Below are 25519 nucleotides of genomic sequence, written 5' to 3'. Positions count from 1 at the left end.
TTATCCAGCCCTTCTGCCTCCGCCTGGGCCTTGACCAGACCCGAGCCCGGCACCACAAGAGCCTCTTTAACCGTGTCAGCCACCTGCTTGCCCCTTACGACAGCGGCCGCCTCACGCAAGTCCTCAATGCGCGAATTGGTGCAGGAGCCGATAAACACCCGATCAACAGGAATGTCGGTAATCTTCTGGCCAGCGGTTAATCCCATATACTCCAGGGCACGGGCGTAGCCCTCTTTACGGGTTTCATCCGGCGCATCCTCCGGGGAAGGTACCCGGGCATCCACCGGCAACACCATCTCCGGGGAAGTTCCCCAGCTGACCTGTGGCTTTATCTCGTCGCCATTGAGCACAACGATTTGATCAAACACTGCATCACTGTCTGAATGAAGGGTTTCCCAAACCTTGACCGCCTGCTGCCACTGTTCTCCCACCGGAGCAAACGGCCTGCCCTGCACATAGTCAATGGTAGTCTGGTCAACCGCCACCATGCCTGCCCGGGCTCCGGCTTCAATGGCCATATTACAGAGCGTCATTCGCCCTTCCATGGTCATATTACGAATGACGTCGCCCCCAAACTCGATGGCAAAGCCAGTCCCCCCCGCTGTACCGATACGGCCGATAATGGCGAGGATCACATCTTTCGGCGTGACTCCGGTGCCCAGGGAACCATCAACCCGAACCAGCATGTTCTTCATCTTCTTGGCCACAAGACACTGGGTCGCCAGTACATGCTCAACTTCCGAGGTTCCGATACCATGGGCCAGTGCACCAAAAGCGCCGTGGGTTGAGGTGTGCGAGTCACCGCAGACAACGGTCATGCCCGGCAGAGTCGCGCCCTGCTCCGGGCCAACCACATGAACAATGCCCTGGCGCTGATCCTGCATATCAAATTGGGTGATACCAAAATGATCACAGTTGTCATCCAGCGTCTTGACCTGGATTTTTGACACCGGATCCGCAATCCCTTCGATACCGTGCTGGCGCTCATTTAACGTGGTGGGTACATTGTGATCAGGTGTGGCGAGGTTGGCATCCAGCCGCCATGGCTGGCGACCAGCCAGCTTCAGTCCCTCAAACGCCTGTGGTGATGTCACCTCATGGAGCAGCTGCCGGTCGATATAAATCAACGCGGATCCATCGTCACGCTGAAGTACAAGGTGGGCATCCCACAACTTGTCATAAAGCGTTTTACCCCTGCTTTTCACATCGAAAGCCTGGCCAGCCATTGAACCACCCTCATTGCTGCAATAAACAGAAAAAGACTGTTTTTTGTTTGATTTATGTGCAGTTTTATTACGATTTCTTTCGCGCACATGACACGTTTATGTGAACCAGACTGCGCTTCCCGATAGGCCCGCAACGATACGTCAACAAACCCTGGTATTTTTATCAATAATTTCAGCTTATCCCTAAAAATGCCTATCCTAGTCGCTCATAGAAAATTACTCAAATTCATCTTTTTTCTGGTTTTGATAACTTTCTGGAATCAAAGGACACCCAGATTGCTGATTCAGAAGCGTCTTATTAAAGAGCTTTACTACTTTTGCGAACAGGTTGACGGTTTTATGCCTAGAATAGGCTGGCTGAGAATAGTTTGAACATTAATGCCTTAGTGTGCTGGTAACTGAAAAGTCAGGAAACACCACTATGAATACTATCGGCCCATGCTCCATGTACTGCTCACAGCAAACCGGTCCTGCAGACGCCATCGATGCTTCAGCAACCGGTGATTTCGACGGGCGCTCTCTGGTCAGGACTAATTGCTGCGGGCGCACCGTTCACCTTGGGTGCATTGCTGAAATCCTGGAATGCAGGCCGGGCCGTGAACATGAAATTGCAGAAAGAAACTGTTGTCAATGTCCACCCTTCTTGAAACCGGCAGTGCCGTTGGAGCGTCTGGCCGGGGCCCGGAAAATTGAAACCTCACCCTATTGCGAACCTCTGGCACTTTGTGCCTGCCGACAAGCTTGCCGTGGGGATATGGACACGTTCAAGACACTATTGGCGCAGGAACCCGGCATTGCCCGACAGGATTTTCGTGAAGCCGTGACCGGTCAGGGTGTCCGGCTGTTACAGGTTGCTGTCAAGGCAGGCCAGGCGGAACTCACGCAACTTCTGCTCAAGTATTCTGCCGATATCAATGCCGCCGATCACCGGGGCAATACGGCCCTGCACCTGGCTACTGCCAGAGGCCATGACCAGTGCCTGAGGGAGTTACTGAAGCATGGGCCGGAACTTGATTGCAGGGACAATATCGGCTCTACCCCCCTGCATCTGGCCATCGAAAATAATAATGGCGAGTTTCTGAAACTATTGTTGGATTACGGCGCAGACCCGACGGTTGCCGATGATGATGGTCTCACCCCTCTGCACCTGGCTACGAAAAAAAGCTACATCCATAACCTGCAACAGCTTCTGCAGGATAACAGGGTGGCCATCAATGCCGCTGACAAGTCGGGCAAGACGCCTCTGCACCACTCTGCCCTGAGTCCCTCGGAAGGTAGCATAGACTGCTTGCAACTGCTGATCACCCACCAGGCGAACGTGAATGCCGTTAATGAGTCCCTGTGCACGCCTCTGCACCATGCCGTCGTTTACAGCTCTGTCATGGGAAATAGGGAGAAGATGCTGTACCTGATAGACCATGGGGCGGATCTGGAAAGCAAAGATATCTCTGGCCAAACCCCATTGCACCGGGCGGTTGACTGGGGGCGTCTCGAGGTGGTGCAACTGTTAATCGCTCACCATGCGGATATCCACAGTACCGATAAGAATGGGATGACGCCGCTGCATCTGGCCATAAAAAATGACAATATCCATTGTCAGCAGCTGCTGACTGATGCATCCCAGCAACGCTGGGGTTGGGGTTGCTCTGTTCAGTGACTGCCCAAAATGTTGATGCACATCGTATGTCTCCATCGTTTTCCTGTTGACGGATCATCCTTACTCCCATTCCATGGGAACCACCTCATCACGTTTCATCATTTGCGTCTTTTTATCCTGTTCCCTCTTCCTGATGGTTTCAACGGCCGCCACGGCATGACCCAACGAGTGGCTTAAAAATGACTCACCGGCGCTGAAGCCAATACAAAATAAATTCTGACAGGCATTACTTTCCATCGTCTCAGGACAAAGATCCAGATAGCCATTACTTTGAGTCAGAGAAGACTTTAAAGTATCAGGAAAGAAGGGATAATCCACTTTTACCCCGGTCAACAGAGCAATATGATCAAATTCTAACTGGAAGTGCTGTTCCTCCGTCCCTGCCAATTCCTGAACAATATGGCACAACCGTTGTTTTTCAATGCCGACCAGCCTGCAGTCCAATCCCTGTTCATAACCAGCTTGATATTTTTCAGGGCATGCCATTGCCTCTGCCACCGAGTAATGGCGCTTTGATCTTTTATAATTCAGATGCTGGATCAACGGATGTCTTCCCCATTTACCCGGCTGGTTTTTCACACTTAAGGCTTCTTCTTTAATTTTGGCAGGCAGCAGATGGATAACTTTCATGCCTTTTTGCCAGGCCTCATAAATCGTATCACTGGCTGAATAACTGTTGCCAACCACTAAAACTTTACTGCCCGGTGCTAATTTATCCATCGCCCGGCAGGCCTCATGGGTCCAATGAGAGACATGGGGATTATCCCGCTCCCCGGGGATATTTAACAAGTTTGGCTTTTTCTTGCCGATCGCCAGCATTAAATAATCACACTGGATCTGGGTCTCCTGCCCGGCCGCTCCCCGAACGATAACTTCCCAGAAAAGACCACTTTGCCAGACAGAACCGGCCTGAGTTGCAGAGACCACTCGCCCCGGAACTGCCCGGGATTCCGTCAATATTTTTTTCCCATAGTCCTGGTAATACTTGAGCAGAGATTCACCGTCGGTCACCACCCGCTGGCAAGGGCGTGGTGGAGGTGGCAAGGGAATTTTGCGTACATCACATTGTTCAATGGGATAGTCAGGCAATCCCATCTCACGGTAATCGCTCAATGTCTGCTGTGATGGTAGATAAGTGTTCCAACTCCCTCCCACGGGTTCGTCCGAGCACATCATCCAGTCCAGTTTTTGCCCACTATCAAAATGCCATTCCAGACAACGTTCATAGCTGTGCGTTTTTTTATCGTAGAGGGATGCAAACTTCTGCCCCGATATCATTTTAACGTCATTAGGGTTATGGCCCTGGGGAGACATATCATGAACCAGCACTTTTCGAGCGAGAAATGAATTTTTATTACTGCCAGTACACAGTCTTTCGTTATGGTAAAACTGCAACCCTTCCAATTGCTGCATGGCAAAAAGGCCGATAGGGCCAGCGCCAACCACAAGTACCTTCACCCGAACCTTCTGACCAGTGACATGGTTATTCCCAGAAGCAACAGCGGAAGACGGGGAACAGGGAAACGAACTTCTTAATGCATTCATGGCTGCCCGGGTAAAAAATATAACCTTTCCAATTGAATCAGGATAAAAGCAGCAATAATCAATCCTCGCCACCTGCCAATTGCAGGAGTATAGTTTACGCCCCGACCTTTTTAGAGATTATCGTTTATGTTCAAGGCGCTAGTACTGAACCAGCAGGACAACAACACTGTCGCTTCCATAGAACAACTGGATGAATCCACCCTGCCAGCCGGGGATGTTATTGTTGCTGTTGACTATTCATCACTGAATTACAAGGATGGCCTGGCCATCACCGGAAAGGGAAAAATTATCCGTGATTTTCCGATGGTTCCGGGTATCGACTACGCGGGTCAGGTCATTTCCTCAGGCGATGACCGCTACCAGCCAGGTGATTCCGTTATCCTCACCGGCTGGGGTGTTGGTGAGAACCACTGGGGTGGTATGGCCGAAAAAGCCAGCGTGCCTGCTAACTACCTGGTTTCCATGCCTGCTGGACTGGACAGCCGCAAGGCCATGATTATCGGTACTGCCGGCCTGACAGCCATGCTGTGTGTCATGGCGCTGCAAGACGCAGGTATTACTCCTGAGAAAGGTGAGATTCTGGTCACCGGTGCCAGCGGTGGTGTCGGCAGTGTTGCCATAACGCTGCTGGATCAGCTGGGTTACCAGGTGGTTGCCGCTTCCGGTCGCCCGGAAAACAGTGACTGGTTAAAGTCCATCGGGGCTGACCGGGTGATTGATCGTGCAGAATTGCTTGAACCCGCACGTCCGCTGGAAAAACAGCTCTGGGCAGGTGCCATTGACACCGTCGGCAGCAAGGTTCTGGCCAAGGTACTGGCACAGGTTGATTACCAGGGGGCTGTTGCCGCCTGCGGCCTGGCCGGTGGGTTTGATCTGCCAACCACGGTTATGCCTTTTATTCTCAGAGGCGTTAAGCTTCTGGGTGTTGATTCGGTCATGTGTCCGATTGAAAAACGTACGCAGGCATGGAACCGTATTGTTGAGCTGCTGCCAGAGTCCTTCTACAGCGACGCGGCCAAAGAAGTGTCACTGGATGCCGTGCCTGAACTCGCAGAGGCCATCACTAATGGACAAGTCACCGGCAGAACACTGATTAAGTTGTAATAACGCTCTCACCTTCTAAACTTCTTCAAGTCAGATGCGATCCTAGGAGGCTGTCCGAGAAGCATCTGACTTCCCTCCAAACGATGCGTACCAACTTTTTTATTTCTCAGTAACTGCCATTGAAAAGTAATGAAACACCGTCCGGTATTCTATGTGATTGGCCTGTTCCTGACAGCGTTGGCCAAGTTTATGCTGATTCCGGTCATCTATGATCTGCTGACCGGTGAGTCGAATATCTGGGAATTTGTCGCCGCTGCGGCCATTACGCTGATTAGCGGCGCAGCCCTGACCATCAATTTCAAACCAGAACACTTCAATATGAAGCCCAGGCAGGTATTTGTACTGACCACACTCTGCTGGGTGGCAGTATGCACTTTTGCAGCACTGCCCTTCTGGTTCAAACTTCCCGTCAGTTTCACCGATGCCTTTTTTGAAACCATGTCAGGTATTACCACCACCGGATCCACCATATTGACTGGTCTGGATCAGATGCCCCCCAGTGTGCTGATCTGGCGGTCACTGCTGCAATGGTTTGGCGGCATCGGTTTTATTGTGATGGCGGTTGCCGTTCTGCCCTTTCTCAAAGTGGGTGGTATGAGGTTGTTCCAGAGCGAATCGTCTGACTGGTCCGAGAAAGCCATGCCCCGTTCAGGCAGTATTGCCAAGGGTATCGTTACTGTCTATCTGATCATGACGGCTATCTGCGCGTACCTTTATTTCCTGGGTGGTATGACCGGCTTTGAGGCCATAAACCATGCCATGACCACAGTCTCAACCGGCGGATATTCCACCTCAGATGCATCCATGGGGTTATTTAAAAACCCGTTTATTATCTGGACCAGCACCATTTTCATGATACTTGCCAGCCTCCCTTTTGTTCTTTTTGTTCGCTGTATGCGGGGTGACGTTAACTGCTTTTACCAGGATACCCAGGTACAGGCCTTTATCGGTTTTCTGCTGATAGTCTGGCTGGTTCTGAGTGTCTGGTTATGCTGCCACTCTGACTACACCTTTCCCCAGTCACTCACCCTGGTCTCCTTTAATACCACCTCAACCATCACCACCACCGGCTTTGCCTACGGTGACTATACCCTGTGGGGTGGTCTTGCCAACCTCACCTTTTTCTTCCTGTTATTGGTGGGCGGTTGTTCAGGGTCAACTGCAGGAGGCATCAAAATTTTCCGGTTTCAAATTGGCGGCAAACTTCTGAACATTCAGTTAAAGCAACTGGTTCACCCCAGGGCCTGCTTTGTACAAACCTATAACGGCCAGCAAATCAGCAGTGACATACTCCGTTCGTTAATCGGTTTCAGTTTCTTCTTCATCCTGTTGATTGCTTTAATGAGTCTGTTACTGTCCCTCTGCGATCTTGACCCCATCACCAGTCTTTCCGGAGCCACGACAGCGGTTGCCAATGTCGGTCCCGGCCTGGGAGCCGTCATTGGTCCTGCAGGAAACTTCAGTTCTCTACCGGATGTCGCCAAGTGGCTATTAAGTGCCGGCATGCTGCTGGGCAGGCTTGAGGTGATTACCGTTCTGGTACTTTTTACGCCTGCTTTCTGGAAGGGCTGAGGGATTTACTCACGACAACCATGGCCAAAAGCCATAAACCTTCTGGTAACCTGGTCAACTCCTGCAGGAATCACATTCACCTTTGCCGTGAAAGATACGCGTTGTTTTTCTTTTTTGCGGGCATCCCTGGAAGGGTTCAGCCAATTAGCCAAAGAGCGCATCTGATCATCGCAATGTTTATTAAGATTTCGATACACATACGCCAGAGAGCTTAAATAAGCAGCCACATTGAGGCCTGCGGATGAGCTGGGTGTTATCTCAGGATGCGCTTTCAGTCTATCCAGACCCTGTTCGAAATTGCCATAAATATTAACCGGTATAAAACTTTTGACCTCAGGGAAACGGCCCAGATAGTGACGCAAACCTTTCAATAGCAACTCAGCGGCTTTTATTTCATCGCCAATAAGATGAAATCCCCAACCGGCAGAATGAAGAACCCATATATCATTTGGGAAACATCGACAGGCTTCCCGGGAAAAGCTCTCGACAGTATCCCGGTATCGGTGAGGAAGGTGATAATAATCCACAAACAGCGCATTCAACTCTCGCCAGTAATCCCGCCCATTTTTCGCGCTTCCTGACTCTGAAGGTGTAGCATGAGCCTTATCCTGTCTGGCTTTTATTGACGGGTAAGGTCGAGCAGCTGGACAGGATTGAAAAGATTCTGTTTTTTCTGCCGACAGGGAAGAACGGGAAGGCGTTGCATGATGTTCGCCCCCCCGTTTAGCTTTGTTTTTTCGATTAACTTTGTGCTTTTTACTGCTGGCGGCTTTAGATTGTGATTCAACGTCAGACTGCATGGAGCTGACATCAATATCATCCATGTTTGCCATAATCAGCATATAGTCGGCAGCCTTGTGCTCATAGTACTCCTCCCGCCATTTAATATCTTTGGCTCTGTAATAGTCAGCAGCACTTATGCAGCCCTGAACAATAGCACCGTTATCACCCAGCTTTTCCAGACAGGTAATCCATTCTTCGTATAAAGGTACCTGGCTTTCCCCGCTGACCAAAGACTGGTAAATTCGGCTTGCTGCATCAATAGCGCCGGATTTTTCTTCGCACCTGGCCAGCATATATTGCTTCAATACGCCTGCGGAAGGCTGTAGATAGGAAAAGCAATCGTAACAGTCAAGCAATTTGCGAGCATCCTCCCCGGATCTTTCCAAAGCGCACACTGTTGCGGAAAACAAAAACTGCAACAGCCCAAGATACTCGGTATATTTTTTCATATCACTCAAACCCGTTTGCTGATATCTCTGACAACCATTTTTTACACGGGAAATCAGCATTTCCAGGTCAATTTCTTTTCCTGCCAGCAAACTGAATTGTAAAGTATGAATATCTGATTCATCATCCCCGCGTTTCTTTTTCATTTCCAGAAATTGTTTTTCCTGTTCAGTTACACCAGGCATTTGCTGTAAACATTTCAATGCCAACTTCACAGGTAGCTCAGGACTAAAGAATGGTGCACAACGCTCACTGCCATCCAAATTCACGCAGCAGGCGATAATATTAAAAACATAATAAAGATCCCACCCTACGTACCAAAACTCTGATACAAACCCCACATCATCCCCGCTAAGTACAATTTTGTAGATTAGCTCAATAATTCCTCCACACTGATTCTTTACGACTTCGGTTAATACCATATTTGTTTCAGCACACTGATCACTTAACACTTTATGAATAATGAAAAACATACAATTCATAAAATATCGAGAGCTGTAAAAATCAGACAATATCTCAAGAATGCAAGCAATATCCTGCTGCCGTATTTCTTTTCCAGTATTGATTGCATATAAGATTCGCACCGTAAGATACTCCAGCTCACTCAACTTTTTATCTTCTTCAGCTTTTAATTCCCTCTTCTTTTTTCTCAGTTGGGCAACGGTCATTTTTTTCCTGGAAACAGGACCCAGCTTATCTTCATTAAACGCTGGCCCTTTTTCCATAACACCGATGGCTTTTACCAGGAGAAGGTATTCCTGAGACCCGGTATCAAAAAAAGCAGAACTGAAACCTGAAGAACCAAGGTAATTATTAGTGAATTTGGGCTCTACAGTGCGTCTGGAAAGGCTGTCAGTCACCGTAGCGTGAGCTGGATCCTGTTGGCTTTGTAAAAGCGTGTCATGTGTTTCAGACTTGTTAATCCCGGCACCTGAGGACGCAGGTTCACAGCGGAACAAGTTATATTCTGAGGGAATCATAATAATTCATTAATCCATTAGGTAATGGCTCATCATCAGCTGTGCCAAGCACAACGCACTGGCCAATAAACGCATATAAAAACAGATTTTGCAGACTCAGTGATGGTATAATCTACACAAATCTGACAATAATGGCGGGATGTGTTTACATCCAGCAATTATCGTTACTAACCGTTACATTTTCCTGCTCAGAATTTCACCAAAAATGATCTGGATCAATTTTGGTCTTCCAAGCCATCCTGTAACATTTGGTTTCTTGTTGTCTACATTTCATCCAGCTGTTGAGAATACGTTCCGTGCCGATGAACTCCACCTTGAATATGCACCTGATCAGCCAGATCCGTGATCGTGCCCAGCGCAACCCGGAACATATTGCCATGCGCTTCGTCACTCAAAGTGCTGATCAGGATGCTCATCAGTGGCAGGAAGTCAGCTGGCATCAGCTCAGCAAAAAGATTGACCAGGCTTCCCGCGCACTGTTAAAGCAAAACCTGCAGGTACAGGCGAAAGTGGGCATATGGTCCCAGAACATGCCTCAGTGGACCGTAGCCGACCTGGCCTGCCTTCAGGCACGACTGGTTACCGTACCGCTGTACCCCACCAGCACCACCGAGCAGGTCAGATACATTCTGGATGAGACAGAAGCCAGTCTGCTGTTTGTGGGTGAACAGGCACAATACCATAGTGCGCTTGAGTTACTGGCCCGGTCATCCACATTAAAGACCATAGTTATCTTTGACCGCTCGGTTGATATTAGCAGCTGCCCGCAGGCTATCTACTTTGACGACTTTATCCAGCACGGTGTTGAACCGGCCATTCTTGAAGAAAGGCTGAATTCCCGTTGCATGGAAGACCTGTTCACCCTGATCTATACCTCAGGCACCACGGGCGAGCCCAAAGGCGTTATGCTGGACTATGCCAATATGGCAGCCAGCTTCCGTGGCCATGACCAGATCATCCACCTGGACAGCCTGGACACCTCGCTGTGCTTCCTGCCGCTGAGCCATATTTTTGAGCGTGCCTGGAGTTTTTACGCCCTTGCCCGTGGCGTTACCAATGTCTATCTCAAAGAGCCCCATCAGGTCAGTGAAGCGCTGAAAACCGTTAAGCCGACGGTGCTTTGTGCCGTTCCCAGATTCTTTGAAAAAGTCTATACGACCATTCACAGTAAAGTTGCCACAGCCCCCTTTATTCGTCGTATGATTTTTAAAACTGCGGTTAGCATTGGCAACGCCCACATGGAATACCGCCGCAAAGGTGTTGAGGCACCTGCTTATCTGGAGAAGCTCAACCGTATCGCCGACAAAATGGTGTTCAGCAAAATTCGCGCGGGCCTGGGCGGTAATATCCGGTTTATGCCCTGTGGCGGCGCTCGTCTTGATGACGACATCAACCGTTTCTTCCATGCCATTGGTATTGATGTGAAAGTGGGTTACGGCATGACGGAAACCGTGGCAACCGTGACCTGTTTCCGTGATACTGAATTTGAGTTTGGTTCCTGTGGTATTCCTTTACCGGGCATACAGGTGCGCATCGGTGCAGAAGGTGAAATTCAGGTTAAAGGCGACAACGTCATGCGCGGCTATTACAAAAAGCCGGAAGAAACCGCAAAATCCTTTACTGCGGACGGCTGGCTGCACACCGGCGATGCCGGTCTGATCGATGAGAACGGTGCGCTGCGTATGACCGAACGCATCAAGGAGTTGATGAAGACCTCCAACGGTAAATACATCGCACCACAATACATCGAAGGCACGCTGACCAAAGACCGCTTTATCGAACAGATTGCCATTATTGCCGATGCCAGAAACTACGTAACGGCATTGATTGTTCCTGCCTTTGAAGCTCTGGAAGAACACGCCAAGGCGCTGAACCTGAAATACCAGAACCACAGGGAACTGATTCAGCACAACAGCATTCAGGAACTGATTCAGGAGCGGGTCAATAAAATCCAGCAAGGGCTGGCTAAATTTGAACAGGTGAAGAAATTTACGCTGTTGCCCAAAGAGTTCTCCATCGAGCTGGGTGAGATCACGCCAACCCTGAAACTGCGTCGTAAAATTATTATGAAGCGATTTAAGAAAGAGATTGAGGCCATGTACACTCCCAGCAAAGCCTGATAACTATCCCTTGTAAATATCACAACAAAGGCATCTGAACGGATGCCTTTTTTTAACGCTGTTATTTTTTAACCGACCGACACCCGTCCAGCAACGCATCATTCAATGAAGGATAAAATTTCACCACACCTTCTACAGGCTCAACGCCGGCCCGGGCCAGGTTTTTTAATGGCTGGAACTGTAATTCACTGATCAATAGCCGGGTATGGTGCTTCCTGCACTGTTCAATCAATCGCGTGAGGGCCGAGAGACCGCCCGCATCCAGCAGATAGACATTTTCCATCTGTAAAATAATCGTATGTTTATCCTGGCTTAAACGACTGATCTCTCCAAAAACATGATCAGCAGCGGCAAAAAACAGCGGTCCCTCGATGCGAAGGACGGCCGTTGTTGGCACTATTGGCGTATCTACATAGCGTTTGTCCCTGGTGATATCCCTGACCTGGATCATCTCAGCGACTTCTTTCATAAACAGCAATGCGGCCAGTACCACACCAACGCTGATGGCAATGACCATATCAAAGACAACCGTCAGGAAAAAACAGACCAGAAAAACCAGCACATCACTGCGCGGAGCCGTTTTCAACAGGTGCACCGCTTTAGGTGCTTCGCTCATGTTCCAGGCAACCACCAGCAGCAAAGCAGCCATCGCAGACATGGGAATACAGGCAAGAATACCGGTCAGTGCTACCAGCGCCAGCAGCACAACCAGGGCATGAACCATCCCTGCTACCGGGCTCTGTGCCCCGGCCTTGACGTTGGCGGCTGATCGGGCAATGGCGGCAGTGGCTGGAATCCCGCCAAAGAATGGCGCAACCATGTTGCCAATGCCTTGCCCTAACAGCTCACTGTTTGCACTGTGTCGTTTACCCGTCATGCCATCCAACACGACGGCACACAACAGCGATTCGATAGCCCCGAGCATGGCAATGGCAAAAGCGGAAGGAAGCAGGGCCTGAACCAGTGACCAGCTGATACCGGATGGTTGACCATCGACACCCGCCTGCATCCACGGCCTGGCAAACTCGGGAAGGACCGGAGGAATCCCCATACCCATGGAGCCATCAGGTAGCAGGTATTGGAATCGGCTACCAATCGTTTCAACATCGAAACCATAATGGCCCATTATCAGAGCGAGTAAACTGCCAATAATCACCGCCGGTAAATGAGCGGGAATGGGCAACCTTAACCGGGGCCACAACAACATCACGGCCAGTGTCACGATGGCAATCAGCAGGCTTGGCCAATGGGTGCTGCCCACTCCATTGACCAGAACTGTTACTTTTTCCCAATAGTGCTCAGGCATGGCACTGATGGTCATACCAAAGAAATCTTTCAGCTGCAGTGTGGCAATTACAACACCAATACCAGCGGTAAATCCCAGTGTGATCGACTCCGGTATATACTGAATCAGACGTCCAAGGCGCATGAGAGCCATCAGCACCAGAATGATGCCTGACATAACCGTTGCCAGCAGCAAGCCAGCAAGACCGAATTTTTCTGCAATAGGAAATAACAGCACCACAAAGGCAGCGGTGGGGCCGGATATGCTGTAACGGGACCCGCCCAGCAAGGCGATAATAAATCCGCTGATGATCGCCGTATAAAGACCGTACTGTGGCGCAACACCACTGGCGATGGCCAGCGCCATGGATAACGGGATGGCAATAATTCCGACGGTTAGTCCCGCCAGCAGGTCGCTGGCAAAACGTTTGCCAGTATACTTGTCGGCAATGCAGGCCTGACTCAGGGCATGGCAAAGCTTCAGTGACAACAGATGGGCTCGATGTGGCACGATAATGGCCTGTTCAAGAGAAGAGGAAGAAGAAAGGCGCAGTATAATATGCCTAAATCCAGACAGCGGCTATGCGTATTATGTGCTGCAAAAGATTTTCCTTCTCACTGGACAGCGGCAGGAACCATTGCTGAAAACGATGACCAACCGGGCTATCTGCTGCCCATTGGCGACGGACTGACTCCCTCACGCATCGTGCGAACCTGAATCAACCGCCCCATTGTGCTTGTATCACTGCCCCGGAACAGTGATAGCACTACCAAACAAACTCAATATTCAAAACCTGAACCTGCGTTTACACTTTGCAGGAGTTGAATGATAGTTTGGTAAGATTCAACCTTATTGATAGCGGCAAAGTCATTCAGGTGATCCACATGATAAATTGCCCTGTCGAGAAGGACTTGTGCAACTTTAAGAGGGGTATGTACTGCAGTATTGAGGGCATTAACATCAGCTTTTGCAGCAATCAGGCGTTCAACAATCTCTGGCTGACAACTTTCAACTGCAAGGTGAAGAGGGGTACCCCCGTTTGTACTATTGGTTGTATATCTGTCAAACGCTTTATCGGGGGGGAACGGGATCTCCCCGTCTGAGACACAGGCATTGACATTAGCGTTTTCGTCAATCAAGAGCTGAACAATGGATGACTCACCTTTTTTAACCGCAAGATGGAGGGCGGTCCACCTATATTCTCCCATAGTGGCATTGACATCAGCATTTGCTGCAATCAGCGTTGCAACGCTTTCAGGCTGGCATTCGCAGACTGCACGGTAAAGTGGAGTCATACCACGATCGTTAAGGCCGTTAACGTCAGCGCCTCTGGTAATCATGGCTTTGATAATATCTGTCTGACCGCATTCAACCGACCGGAAAAAGGCGAGCTGACTGGACCCCAGGCATTGAAGTTTATGAAGAGCAACCCCCCTGGTATTGGCCAACAATTTGTCGAATAAAGCCCAGTCATTGATTTCAATCAATGCACTAAGCAGCTCTGCACGTGCCCCTTCGCAGGGGGCCTCAGTATCACAAGTTGCATTGGCTAAAGAACAAATTATGGATTTCGTCAGTTTCCCCTCACTTTTTGCCCAGCTGAGCAGTGTCTTGCCTTCACCAATGAGTACTTCGATGTCGGCACCGGCAACGGCCAGATCGTTAACAGCCTGTTCCTGCCCGGCTTCAATGGCACAGTGCAGGGGAGTTTTCCCGTAGCTTGTTATTTGCGCATCGCTTCCATGGTATTCGAGAGTGGATCCCAAAGGGAGGCCCTGCCACTTTTCCACCGAAGCCAATAAAACGTTCCAATCACGCCTGTCTTGGATTTGACTGGGCGTTTCCATCACATTTGCCTGGTAATTGATATTTGCACCATTTTCAAGCAAGAACCAGATGGTATCGAGATGCCCGAATTGCGCCGCAAAATGGAGTGGAGTCATACCTCTTGTGAGGGCGTTGACGTTAGCACCATGGCGGACAAGATGCTCTAAAGTCGCTACATCACCTTTGATGGCAGCGCAATGGAGGGGAGTTAGCCCATCTTCGGTGCTGTCATTGACATTTACACCGAGGGCAAGCAGGCCACTGATAGCGTCAGGCCGACCTTTTGCAGCTGCCACCAGGAGCGGCGTCTCATCAGGTGATAAACAATGGGTAACGCTATGATTGCATCCCGGGCAAGTGGTATTCTTTGGGACTTCCAGAAATTCTTCCATGCACATCTTATGGTAGCTATGGGTACAGGGAAACATAACAACAGTACGCTGATCACCCAGATTGCCAAAACAGAAATTGCATTTTTCAATTTCCGGATTATCCCCTTTAGAGACTACCGAATCAGCGGGTGTCATCACGCCCTGCAGAGAGACGTTTAATTCTAAGCCATGCATAACTTTTAACTCATGTTGCATTAGTAAAATTTGAACGATAGTACGTAAAATACTGGACAATCGGCCAAATATTATTGTGTTTGTCCATTAAATGACGCAAAAGTTCCCGTTCAATATTTCTTATACAATTAAGCAGGTGAGCAGCATGCCTGTATTAAACGAATAAAATGAACCATGCGGCATCTTATTGCCGTGCAGATTCTTACATTCTCTCTTTGACGTATTGGTTGACCCTTTTGTGTTTTCATTATCAAAACCATTGATTGTGTCATTATATTGATCATTTCCGCCCTATCCCAGCATCAAATCACAAAGCGTTGGTTTTATTGACTACAGTTAGTACTTATCAAGTCCAAAGGAATGCTGGAGAAATACTATGGATAGCTCGAGAGTTGCTGGTTCGACACTACAAAATGTTCAAGTACCGCCATCCGATGCTTCTATCAACGGTGCCACTCCCGTTAAAAAATCCTTTCTGGGTAAGTTAGTGACAACCTTTAAAGGTACGAAAGAGCCAGGTCTGAGCAGGGCTTATGACAATGATTATCTATCTAAACCAAAGAAAGTAATTACAAAGTTGTTTAGCCGAAAAATCCAACAAACCAATTGGGGAAGGGTAAATTATTTTCAGCAGCAGAGAGTCAGTAAAATACAAGGTCAAGATGGAAAATCAGACTCAGCAAATTCCGCAAAGGCATACAATGAACTGGTTTCTAAAGTAAAAGAAAGTAAGAAAGAAGTTGAGGCACTTGAGAATAAGGTCAAAGAGTTTGAAAGTTCATATTCAGATGCTTTGAAATTATTTAATAAAGGCAGTTTTAATGATAAAGACCTAAATAAAGTAAAAAATCTAAAAATTCCAACCAGTAGCGGTTCAAAAAACATAAAAATCAACTCAAGCGGTAAAGGCCAGATAAAATCACAAGTCAATAATATTAAAGAGCAATTCCAGAACTCCGAAACACAGGATTGTTTTAACAAGCACTGTGATAATAAGGACAAGTTGACTGAAGCAAAAGAGGCTCTCCACAAGCTGGAAGGACAGATTTCCTCTGCTTACGGTAAGATAAGCAGGGAACTGGGCGCGGCAGCGAGCAAAGAATACCAACAGGAAATGGCAAATGCCAAAAAGGCAATGAAAGCTGACATAGCGAAGCAAGAAGCAGATTATAAAAATAGAATTGCAGAACTTAAGCAGAGTTATCACCAGAATATTGAAAAAGGGGGCCAGAAAGCGGTTCATGTTAATTCCAGTCTGGATAAGTACAAGGCGAACAAGAATCTGTTCAAGGATCGAAAAGAGAGAAATATTGCCAACGCAAAAAAGGCTTACAAAGTTCGTATGGAAGAAATCAAGAAAGCTCGCGCAACGAACCGACAAGTTGCACAAAACTTAATCAAACCAAAACAAGCCACAACACCATCTGTCATGCCCTTAGATATGGAAAATGGGGCCAGCAAACTGTTAGAAAAATTCAACACTCCTGGTTATGTAGAAGGTGAGCAATGGCAGGATGATATCAAAGCAATCCTTGATCGTGGTGATCTTGATGGTTTGGAAACGGTCGAAAAAACTCTAAAACAGTGGCAAGCAAACCAGAGCCAGAGTGCTTTCAAAGAAGTATTGAAATTTATTAAGCTTGAGAGAGCTATCAAATTGGCTCGCCGATGATCTGAAAGTCCTGTCCGTGTAAAGACTCAGCATGAACATTCAGGCCAGTATCCAATTCGTTTACTGGCCTTTTTTGTGCTTTACACAACCGGTATCGGACTAACGACATCGGCATTCTGTGCCCGGTGCCGCAGAAAATGATCCATCAGGGTAATCGCCATCATCGCTTCAGCAATGGGTACTGCGCGAATACCCACGCAGGGATCATGGCGCCCCTTGGTGACGACCTCCACTGGCTCGCCCTGACTATTAATCGACTTTCCTGCGGTGGTAATACTGGATGTTGGCTTCAGGGCAATATGAGCAACCACGTCCTGCCCGGTACTGATACCACCCAGGGTGCCACCCGCATGGTTGGAAAGGAAGCCATCCGGGGTAATCTCATCCCGGTGTTCTGTACCTTTCTGGCTGACACTGGCAAACCCGTCACCTATTTCAACGCCTTTGACCGCATTAATGCTCATCAGTGAATGGGCCAGATCCGCATCAAGGCGGTCAAAAACCGGTTCACCAAGCCCTGGCGGAACACCGGTTGCCATCACGGAAACACGAGCGCCCACGGAGTTACCTTCGGCACGAAGGCTGGTAATCAACGCTTCCATTTCCGGGACTTTGTCCGCATCTGGCGAGAAGAACGGGTTGTTTCTCACTTCATCCCAGTCCAGCTTCTCGACCTGAATATCGCCGATCCGGGACAGCCAGCCAAACACTTCAATCCCCCTGGACAGCAGGAACTTGCGTGCAATAGCGCCAGCCGCCACTCGCATGGCCGTTTCCCTGGCGGATGAACGGCCACCACCGCGATAATCCCGGACACCGTATTTATGGGCATAGGTGTAATCCGCATGACCGGGTCTGAACAGATCCTTGATATTGGAGTAATCCCTGGAGCGCTGATCCTGGTTTTCAATTAACAGGCCGATGGGGGTGCCGGTGGTCACCCCTTCAAAAACGCCGGAGAGGATTCTGACCTGATCCGGCTCACGACGCTGGGTGGTGAATTTGGAGGTACCGGGCTTACGACGATCCAGGTCAACCTGAAGATCCGCTTCTGTTAAGGGCAACCCCGGGGGACAACCGTCAACAATACAGCCCAGTGCCAGACCGTGGGATTCACCAAAGGTAGTTACCTTGAACAATTGTCCTATACTATTTCCTGCCATACTTGAGCGATCTCATTGTTATTTTCAGAAAATTCCCAAAATGGTTAAAAGCCCCTTACAGGGCTTTTAACCGATTTTTGAACAAAGACTGATATTTTCTGCAATCTTCAGCGGACAGCACCAGAACACCATGACCGCCTTTTTCGAAATCAGGCCAGACAAACGGTACTTCCGGATACTCATCCTGTAAAGACCACTGACTGTTGCCAACTTCCAGCACCAGCAGCCCCTGGTCATCCAGGTAATCAGCTGCCTGCGCCAGAATGGTACGGGCGAAATCAAGCCCGTCATCTCCGGCGGCCAGACCCAGCTCGGGTTCGTGGGTGAACTCTTCCGGCATATCGGACATATCTTCAGCATCCACATAGGGTGGATTACTCAGAATCAGTTGATACCTGGGACGCTCTGGCAAAGCATCCAGAAAATCAAACAGATCCGACTTAATGGCCTGCACCCTGCCCCAGAGTTCGTGGCGATCAATATTGATGTTAGCCACTTCCAGGGCATCTTCAGAAATATCCAGCAGATCCACCTGGGATTCAGGAAAAGCATGGGCTGCACCAATGCCAATACACCCGGAACCGGAGCACAGATCAAGCACACGGCTGATCTCTACATCCCCCAGCCACGGCTGGAACTGCTGGAGAATCAGCTCGGCAATGGGAGAACGGGGGACCAGCACCCGCTCATCCACATAAAATGGCATATCACAGAACCACGCCTGATTGACCAGATAGGCCAGGGGTTTACGACTGACCGCCCGCTCTTCAATCAGGTTGGCCAGTTTTTCACGCTCACGATGGGTTAAACGACTGTCAAGATATTGGTCGGGAAGATCCCAGGGCAGCTGCAATACCTGGAAAACCAGATGCAGGGACTCATCCAGCGCATTATCACTGCCATGACCAAAGAACAGCCCCGCCTCATTAAAGCGGGTTGCTCCCCAGCGTACAAAGTCTCGAATAGACACCAGCCCTTCGCAGGACTCATTGGAACCTGTCACATTTGCTCCTTCGGATTCGTAACGCCCGGAATTTTTACGCTGGGCCGAACCCTTACTGCCTTATATAGGCGGCATAAAATAGCATATTCCCTGCTCAGGGGTAACGGCTGTTTAACAGATAGCAGACAACCTGTGGTGATCATCAATCGGAGAGAAAATAATCAATCGTTTCCGGCTTAACATCATTCAGGGATACGTACCAAGGACTAAACCGCTTTGCACTAATTGATGAGTATCTGCTCAGAATACGGAAGATAGCTTTTCCCTGAAATACGACAAGTGCCAAAATGAGTAGTAGGATGAAGGTATTCTGTGTTTTTTTCAGCATAGCCATAGCGTCCAAAGCATTATGTACTGTGTCGTTTATGAAGAGCTTTAATAAACGAATATTGATGTCTATATATTAGTCGTTTACTTACACGTCACAGGATATTTTCGAGAAAAAGTGTCCGAAGCCTTGTGAACTTTTTTTAAAAAAAATAATCAAAGCATTCCCCTGTAATATAAAAATGGAGACGACAGATGATAGCCACTGGTGGAGCAACCAATAGCCATATTCCTGGGAATTACAGCCTGCCTGGCAGTAGTCATTCAACTCGTGGACAACAGAGCAGTGAGGCACGGTCCTGCTCCTGGACTCAGCATAAAGTTGACAAATTGCATCTGAAAACAAGGGGACCGGATTCAGCATTAATGGAAGCAGCCAAACATAACGATACTAAACTGATCAACCGTATTCTTGACAGGCACCCGACATCTTTGCGACTTTGCTTGAAGCAACAAAATCAAAACCCGGCCATTCAGGCTGCAGTCCATGGCAACACTGAAGCATTTCAATTGTTAATTAACTATGGAGCATCACCGAATACAGTGTTGGCGAGTAAGAGTTATGAAAAACCTCCCCTCCCACTCCTGTTCCCTCAAAGGGGCAGGCACTCTAGCTATTCGCCTGCTAATTTCACATCAGAAACAATGAAGGTGTTACTGCGAAGCAAGGAAATCGACCTGAACAGTATCAATGATATTCAAGATTCATATGTTTCTATGTGGATGACACCAACGGAATTAGTAAACAGCCAGGCAGGAGCCAAAAACAGAGGTAAAATCAGTGCGTTACTTGCCAGCGATCCCAGAACCCAGGTAAATACAAAAATAGAATTTTTCTATCATGGAGGATTTAAATCTTCCTTTCATATTGAATTTCCTCGTGAATCATCATTTTATAAAACAAGTAAAGGAGTGACTGAAGGAAAGATCCCTGTTAGCCTTATCGGTCAGGCAATATTGTTAAATAACCCCGATTTAGCACTTACGCTACTTGACCGCCCGGACCTGAATCCCGGAGAGCCCGAAGGAACTGCCGAAAACCTGCTAACTATTTTCATTGATAAATTATCAAATGGATTGTTTTATAACCTAGGAAATCCCCTGAGAGAAAAAATGGTTGCATCCGAAGAATTTTGCAGGCAAATCCTGGACAGTGACTCATTGTTAGCCAAGGAGCGATTCCTCTTACTCTTATCTATGGATTTCCAAAGCAGGGATATCCACGACAACGATAAACTTGACCGGCTTAATTCCGATGAATTGAACGCACACATCAGATATGAACTCTCTCAATATGGCAATAGAGAATCTGTCGAAAGAGAGGTTAAACACCTCTCAACCCAGTTATAAATTGCTAACGACTGGTTAAACGTCAGCAGATAACCTGCTGTGATCATCAATCGGAGAGATAATACTCAATCGTCGCAACCACCCGGACTTTCTTGATATGAGGGTTATTCCGGTCACGATCACTGATGGAAAACTGCCCCTGGGAAGCTCTCTTGATTTTGCCCAGCTCGCTTTGTGAATCCGAGGCAAACTTTTCCGCCACTTCCCTGGCCTTACGGGTCGCTTCCTCAATCATTTCCGGCTTAACATCATTCAGGCGGGCAAACAGGTACTCCGGCTGTGAACCGTAATGACCTCCGGTAAACACAATGCCCTCCCGGCCAAGGTCCGACAGATTGCCCATCACCGAGCGCACCGCTTCAATATGACTGGAATAGATAGTAATGGTTTGCAGGGCAGTATAACGAAACTCCGGGCGACTGCTGCTGCCATAGTTATTAGCCGATTTATCGGTAATATCAGGCGACATCAGACTAATGTCTTCAGCCGCGATACCACCCTTTTCCAGGAACTCCCTGATGCTGTCAATATTGTTTTCAATCGTGCCATAGAGAGCTTTCAAATCATTATCGGCCGCTGAAAACTGAATAGGCCAGATCACGACATCTGCCTGATACTCCCTCTCTGATAACCCTTTGACTGTGACACTTCTTTCATACTGCTTGTACTCAATGGCAGCATTCGCCAACAAATACCCCAGACAGGAAAGCCCCAGAAAAACAGAAATGCCCAGTATCAAGGCACTGACTCTACCGGTACTCATATTGCTTACACCTGATCATTTTGTTGAAAAAATAACGAACCCCATCTTTGGGTTCACCCGGTAAATTATCAGATTTTACGCTAAATCCGAATATTTCTTACTTTGGGCTATCACATGAGACAAACCTCAAGGGATATTCGCTGCTTTTATTGTCACGAAGAACATTGCCCATCTCACAGGACACGCTAGAATTCTGGTGATTAAACGTGAAGGAAGCATATAACATGTCGTTTAACACGCTCTTTTCGGTGGACAGTAACGCATCGGCGCATGGAGATTCTACGTTTCTACCCGTTAACTATTTATGCGCCGCCTCAAGTACTTATGTCGTTAAATAAGAAAAGGAAAAGAATATGCTCAAGATAGGAAGTATAAGAGATACACCATCATTCCCACGAACTCCTGATGATGAGCCCGCAAAGAAAGCGATTAAAAAAGAAATACCTGACAGTGATGATCAGCATTTACCAACAACAGGCCTTGTTGAGCGCACAATTGCTTCAATATCCGGAATCAGCTCAACAACTTCAGGAATCAGCTCAGAGAGTGACTCGTCTTTAACAATAACCGGAATCAGTTCAGATAGTGATTCCTCATCAACTGTCAGCCGAAGCAGTTCAGAGAGTGACTCTTCCTCAACAATCTCAGAAAGCAGTTCAGAGAGTGACTCTTCCTCAACAATCTCAGAAAGCAGTTCAGAGAGCGGCACCACCTTAACAAAAACTGAAAGCGGCTTAGGTGATTCATTCTTAGCGATAACCGGAAGCAGCCCAGACAGTGCCTCCTCTTCAACCACAACCGTAAGCAGCCCGGATAGTGACTCCACTTTAAACACAACCTCAAGCAGCTCTGTGAGTAGCTTCAGCTCACTGTCGTCATCAAGCATGTCTGAAGGAACAACGTTCCGAATTAGTAATATGCCGATTGACGTGCTTACTCAAGTGCAATTACTTGACCGGCTTAGCTACATGCTATCAGATTATCCAGAGCTATCTTCTATTACCAGAGTTGAAGGGATTCCAAGCAAAGTTGAATTCAACACAATTTACGCAAAACTTCTTATCAAGTTACATTATGAAAATACAGGTCATGATTCCGCAAAAATATTTTCGATGATTGAGCCAATATGCAAAGGAATTTTGGAAAAACTAAAGTAAATTGCTATCAGACTTTTTTGGCGGATTGCAGCAGCTCCACTCGCTTATTCATCATATCCTGGTATGAGCCTTGTTGGGTGACACTATCCAGAACCCGGGTGAGGTGCTCTTGCAAATGCTGCCTGAGACTCCCGGGTGTTTCATCGGATGTATAGCGATCAACAATCTGCTCAATGGCCGTAGTGATCAGGCTTGCCGAGTTCAGAATTTCAGCAGCCACTGTCGGTTCACCGGCTTTCAGTGCTGCAATGGCCTGCTTCAGTTTGTCCACCACTTCTTTATGCTGGCCTTCTTTGACCAGGTCTTCTTTGATCTGTTCTTCCCGTAATCGCTCTTTCAAGAGCTCGAAAAATTCTGCATTAGACATAGCTTCAATAGCAAGCAGTATGCCCCTCTGGGCGACCAGAATGCTCTCCAGGAACTCTTCACGGGTTCTGATTAATGGCTGCAGATCAATGCCCAACCTCTGGGACAATAGACTTAACCGCACATGTTCCGGCATTCCATAGAGGTCTGCACTGTTCTGCTGAATCCCCTTGCCACTATGAACAGATGACTCCCCACTGTTGCGATTGATCGACACAATATTATCAATCACCCTTTGCAGCGCCAGTGAGCCGGTATTTGCATCCGATGGGAACACGTCAGCAACAACGCTTAATACCTGAAGAGGGGCTGATGATCCTGCTGCCAAAGCTTGCTGAATGGTCTCTGTCAGCTGTCTGACATTACTTTCGTAGACGCCCAATACTTCATCCGTATCCGTGGCTTCTGGCAGTGCCGACTGCACCTTTGTCACCATATCCTGTAATGGGGTGGATGCAGGCACCTTGACGGTTGAGCGTTGAGTCCCTGCTGCCAGGTTATCGACGGTTGATCGCTCCCGAGGTGGCTGTTCAGATGCCGCTTCTGACAAGGACGCTGATAAGCTACCCGGCAAAGGCTCGGCAGCTGCTCCTGTAGATTTTTGCCCCAGAGAGTCTCTGATCACCAGGGCTGTTGATAGGAGCCCCTTAATTTCTTCAGAGGAAGCCACCATTGCGCCAGGAAGAGCCGGTTGCAGGGCAGGAACCAGAATCACAGATGCAACAGGGAAATCTTCAGTCCTGGCTGCCTGACCCTGTGAGACAGAGTTCGACTGTTGGTAACCGGAAGCCACCTTATCAACCTTCTCTTTTGCAGGCTGCCCGGCCAGAAACTCTGGCGGCACAGGTTCCAGTCGGCTGGGCTGTATATCCCCGGATACCTCACTCATACCCTCACTCCTTGCAGTGTCATCAAAACTCGTTAATCATTTTTTCTACCCGGCTTACCTCAGGACTGGTGATGCCGGATTCATGGGCCATTAAAACCGACGCCCGATAAGCAAGCCTCGCTTTTGGATACTGCTCCAGGGCGACATAACAATCGCCCACATAAATCATCGGATGCGGGTCATTGGCATCAAGAGAAATGGCGTACAGATAGGTATCAATGGCCTTACCATAAAGGCTCACCATTTGCTGGCAGGCACCAAGGCCAGTGAAAAAGCGGGGATTCCACTGATTATAGAGACAGAGAAATTGAAACAGGCGGGCAGACTTCTCGTACAAACCATTATTATATTTCAGATACGCCAGTTCATAGATGGCTTCCTGCGCCTCCTCACTGATATTACTGGCTTCAGCAAGACTCCCTCCCCTGGCCATATAATCCCCCACAATGGCCATTGCCTGGGCATCAGGCGAGCTGAACACTGAATCAGTCATTTGCTGCTTCCCTGCAGATTAGAAAGACGAGTTGTTCTATATAGGTATAGTACCTTTACAAACCAGCTCGAAGGTTTTTATCGGACTCTTGAGCCCGGGGGACACAATGCCTCAAAGAATTGAAGATGGAATGGGACAACATCATTTCCAGCATCAGCCACCAAAACAACCTGAACCTGTAAAAGGTTGCCTTGGCAGGCACCCTGTAACTCCAGAGACAGGACAATGTTATGTAAACGCAAACACCGCCAGGGCCGTCAATGGGAAAACTCAAAGGCATCTTTTGCAACGAAACGTTCACTCCAACGCAGCCCTTTATCTGCAGCGAGCAGCACCTGTTACCTTTCAGGGGGCCACTATCGATAAAGAGTACAACTACCCGATCGTGCCTAAAAAAGATTTACTTAAGGTCAGGAAGTTAGGCAAAGGGACTTATGGCTCAGTGGTGCTTGTGATACACAGATATACCCATCAATACCTTGCCCTGAAAATGGTGGGTAACGATACTGATCGCAGGCAAGAGTGTGCACAGTTGATAAGAATTCAACGGGCAATAGCAAAAATCCATGGTAACACAGAGAATATTGTCAACCTTATTTCCCTGAGTCGAGGAAGGTCAGATAGAAAATATGTTCTTATGGAGTATGGGGGGCGGGATTTACTGGGCTCATCAAAAAAGTATGGCCGTTTCAGGGGGAACGAGCTTAAAAGAACTTTTTTCCAGGCTGTTAAGGGCGTTAACACCCTGTTTAGAGCCGGTTACCAGCATCATGACATTAAACCTGCAAATATCCTGATTAGTAGAAAAGGTGTTGTGAAGATCTGCGATTTCGGCCTGGCAGAAAAAATGGGCAGGGGAACTCAAATTGGCAGAGGAACACCAGAGTATATGCCTCCGGAAAAACTGTATGATTTGCGCGGCGGCCCCATTGACAGAGCTGATTCCTGGTCCCTGGGGTGTACATTTGCTGAACTGCGCTTAGGTTACCCTGTCATGATCGGTACTCGCACTATATGGGAAAGTCACAAGCTCCCTGGTGAGACAATAGCTCATCTGAAAACGATGCGAGAAGAGGCATACCAGCAGCTTCTGCAACGGGAAGGCAGGCAAGCAGCTGAGTTATTCAGGTCATTAACCAAGCTGCATCCTGGTGACCGGCTGTCCACCACCCAGGCGCTGAAGCACCCTTACTTTGCTGCTTGCTATTCTTGATATATTCAGAA

General features: G+C 48.3%; 19 protein-coding genes. 9 read left to right on the top strand and 10 right to left on the bottom strand.

Annotation, left to right across the window (positions count from 1 at the left end; genetic code table 11):
* Nucleotides 1-1226: 3-isopropylmalate dehydratase large subunit (gene leuC / locus ACO6V1_RS07355; RefSeq protein WP_422466336.1), on the bottom strand; the 1226-nt coding region annotated here is incomplete at its 3' end.
* 421 nt (nt 1227-1647) lie between these two features.
* On the opposite strand from leuC, the gene ACO6V1_RS07350 reads away from it, so the two are divergent.
* On the top strand, nt 1648-2883 hold the full coding sequence (locus tag ACO6V1_RS07350; protein ID WP_422466334.1) for an ankyrin repeat domain-containing protein: 1236 nt from the start codon (nt 1648-1650) through the stop codon (nt 2881-2883).
* Between the two features lie 60 nt (nt 2884-2943).
* Here ACO6V1_RS07350 and ACO6V1_RS07345 read toward each other — a convergent pair whose 3' ends face one another.
* Nucleotides 2944-4341, bottom strand: coding sequence for an NAD(P)-binding domain-containing protein (locus ACO6V1_RS07345; protein WP_422466332.1), 1398 nt, complete (start codon nt 4339-4341; stop codon nt 2944-2946).
* A gap of 213 nt (nt 4342-4554) precedes the next feature.
* Here ACO6V1_RS07345 and ACO6V1_RS07340 point away from each other — a divergent pair, with 213 nt between their 5' ends.
* Nucleotides 4555-5532 (top strand): MDR family oxidoreductase, encoded by a 978-nt coding sequence (locus tag ACO6V1_RS07340; RefSeq protein ID WP_422445719.1) that lies wholly within the window; start codon nt 4555-4557, stop codon nt 5530-5532.
* Nucleotides 5533-5661: 129 nt separating this feature from the next.
* Nucleotides 5662-7104: a TrkH family potassium uptake protein gene (locus ACO6V1_RS07335; RefSeq protein WP_422459655.1), complete on the top strand. Its 1443-nt coding sequence runs from the start codon at nt 5662-5664 to the stop codon at nt 7102-7104.
* A 5-nt stretch (nt 7105-7109) separates the two neighbouring features.
* Here the strand turns inward: ACO6V1_RS07335 and ACO6V1_RS07330 are convergent, their stop codons facing one another.
* Entirely contained in the window at nt 7110-9314 is a 2205-nt protein-coding gene (locus tag ACO6V1_RS07330; RefSeq protein ID WP_422459657.1) for a hypothetical protein, read from the bottom strand.
* 302 nt (nt 9315-9616) lie between these two features.
* Here ACO6V1_RS07330 and ACO6V1_RS07325 point away from each other — a divergent pair, with 302 nt between their 5' ends.
* A complete protein-coding gene (locus ACO6V1_RS07325) occupies nt 9617-11434 on the top strand; it encodes an AMP-dependent synthetase/ligase (protein WP_422446155.1) in 1818 nt (605 codons plus the stop codon).
* A gap of 61 nt (nt 11435-11495) precedes the next feature.
* Here ACO6V1_RS07325 and dauA read toward each other — a convergent pair whose 3' ends face one another.
* Complete coding sequence (gene dauA, locus ACO6V1_RS07320; RefSeq protein ID WP_422445726.1) at nt 11496-13229, bottom strand: C4-dicarboxylic acid transporter DauA; 1734 nt, start codon at nt 13227-13229, stop codon at nt 11496-11498.
* Between the two features lie 48 nt (nt 13230-13277).
* On the opposite strand from dauA, the gene ACO6V1_RS07315 reads away from it, so the two are divergent.
* A complete protein-coding gene (locus tag ACO6V1_RS07315) occupies nt 13278-13436 on the top strand; it encodes a hypothetical protein (RefSeq protein ID WP_422445728.1) in 159 nt (52 codons plus the stop codon).
* Nucleotides 13437-13498: 62 nt separating this feature from the next.
* Here the strand turns inward: ACO6V1_RS07315 and ACO6V1_RS07310 are convergent, their stop codons facing one another.
* On the bottom strand, nt 13499-15112 hold the full coding sequence (locus ACO6V1_RS07310; protein WP_422445730.1) for an ankyrin repeat domain-containing protein: 1614 nt from the start codon (nt 15110-15112) through the stop codon (nt 13499-13501).
* A 376-nt stretch (nt 15113-15488) separates the two neighbouring features.
* On the opposite strand from ACO6V1_RS07310, the gene ACO6V1_RS07305 reads away from it, so the two are divergent.
* Nucleotides 15489-16784 carry a hypothetical protein gene (locus ACO6V1_RS07305; RefSeq protein ID WP_422466331.1) on the top strand — a complete coding sequence of 432 codons (1296 nt, stop codon included), beginning with the start codon at nt 15489-15491 and terminating at the stop codon, nt 16782-16784.
* 80 nt (nt 16785-16864) lie between these two features.
* Here ACO6V1_RS07305 and aroC read toward each other — a convergent pair whose 3' ends face one another.
* Nucleotides 16865-17947, bottom strand: a complete 1083-nt coding sequence (gene aroC, locus ACO6V1_RS07300; protein ID WP_422459665.1) for a chorismate synthase — start codon at nt 17945-17947, stop codon at nt 16865-16867.
* A gap of 55 nt (nt 17948-18002) precedes the next feature.
* Nucleotides 18003-18950 carry a 50S ribosomal protein L3 N(5)-glutamine methyltransferase gene (prmB, locus tag ACO6V1_RS07295; RefSeq protein WP_422459666.1) on the bottom strand — a complete coding sequence of 316 codons (948 nt, stop codon included), beginning with the start codon at nt 18948-18950 and terminating at the stop codon, nt 18003-18005.
* A gap of 522 nt (nt 18951-19472) precedes the next feature.
* Here prmB and ACO6V1_RS07290 point away from each other — a divergent pair.
* Entirely contained in the window at nt 19473-20627 is a 1155-nt protein-coding gene (locus ACO6V1_RS07290; protein WP_422445738.1) for a hypothetical protein, read from the top strand.
* Nucleotides 20628-20673: 46 nt separating this feature from the next.
* Here the strand turns inward: ACO6V1_RS07290 and ACO6V1_RS07285 are convergent, their stop codons facing one another.
* Entirely contained in the window at nt 20674-21390 is a 717-nt protein-coding gene (locus ACO6V1_RS07285; protein WP_422445740.1) for an SIMPL domain-containing protein, read from the bottom strand.
* Between the two features lie 353 nt (nt 21391-21743).
* Here ACO6V1_RS07285 and ACO6V1_RS07280 point away from each other — a divergent pair, with 353 nt between their 5' ends.
* Entirely contained in the window at nt 21744-22547 is an 804-nt protein-coding gene (locus ACO6V1_RS07280) for a hypothetical protein (RefSeq protein WP_422459668.1), read from the top strand.
* Between the two features lie 7 nt (nt 22548-22554).
* On the opposite strand, the gene ACO6V1_RS07275 is transcribed toward ACO6V1_RS07280, so the two are convergent.
* Both ACO6V1_RS07275 and ACO6V1_RS07270 read right to left on the bottom strand, forming a co-directional pair.
* On the bottom strand, nt 22555-23802 hold the full coding sequence (locus ACO6V1_RS07275; RefSeq protein WP_422459670.1) for a hypothetical protein: 1248 nt from the start codon (nt 23800-23802) through the stop codon (nt 22555-22557).
* 22 nt (nt 23803-23824) lie between these two features.
* Nucleotides 23825-24295, bottom strand: coding sequence for a SycD/LcrH family type III secretion system chaperone (locus ACO6V1_RS07270; protein ID WP_422459672.1), 471 nt, complete (start codon nt 24293-24295; stop codon nt 23825-23827).
* A 106-nt stretch (nt 24296-24401) separates the two neighbouring features.
* Between ACO6V1_RS07270 and ACO6V1_RS07265 the strand changes: the two genes are divergently transcribed.
* Nucleotides 24402-25508, top strand: a complete 1107-nt coding sequence (locus ACO6V1_RS07265; RefSeq protein ID WP_422459674.1) for a serine/threonine-protein kinase — start codon at nt 24402-24404, stop codon at nt 25506-25508.
* Nucleotides 25509-25519 lie beyond the last annotated feature (11 nt).

The sequence above is a fragment of the Endozoicomonas sp. ALC013 genome (genome assembly GCF_049310205.1).
GTDB lineage: Bacteria > Pseudomonadota > Gammaproteobacteria > Pseudomonadales > Endozoicomonadaceae > Endozoicomonas.
Note: the sequence above shows the minus strand (reverse complement) of the source record. Positions and strands in the feature narration are given on the sequence as shown.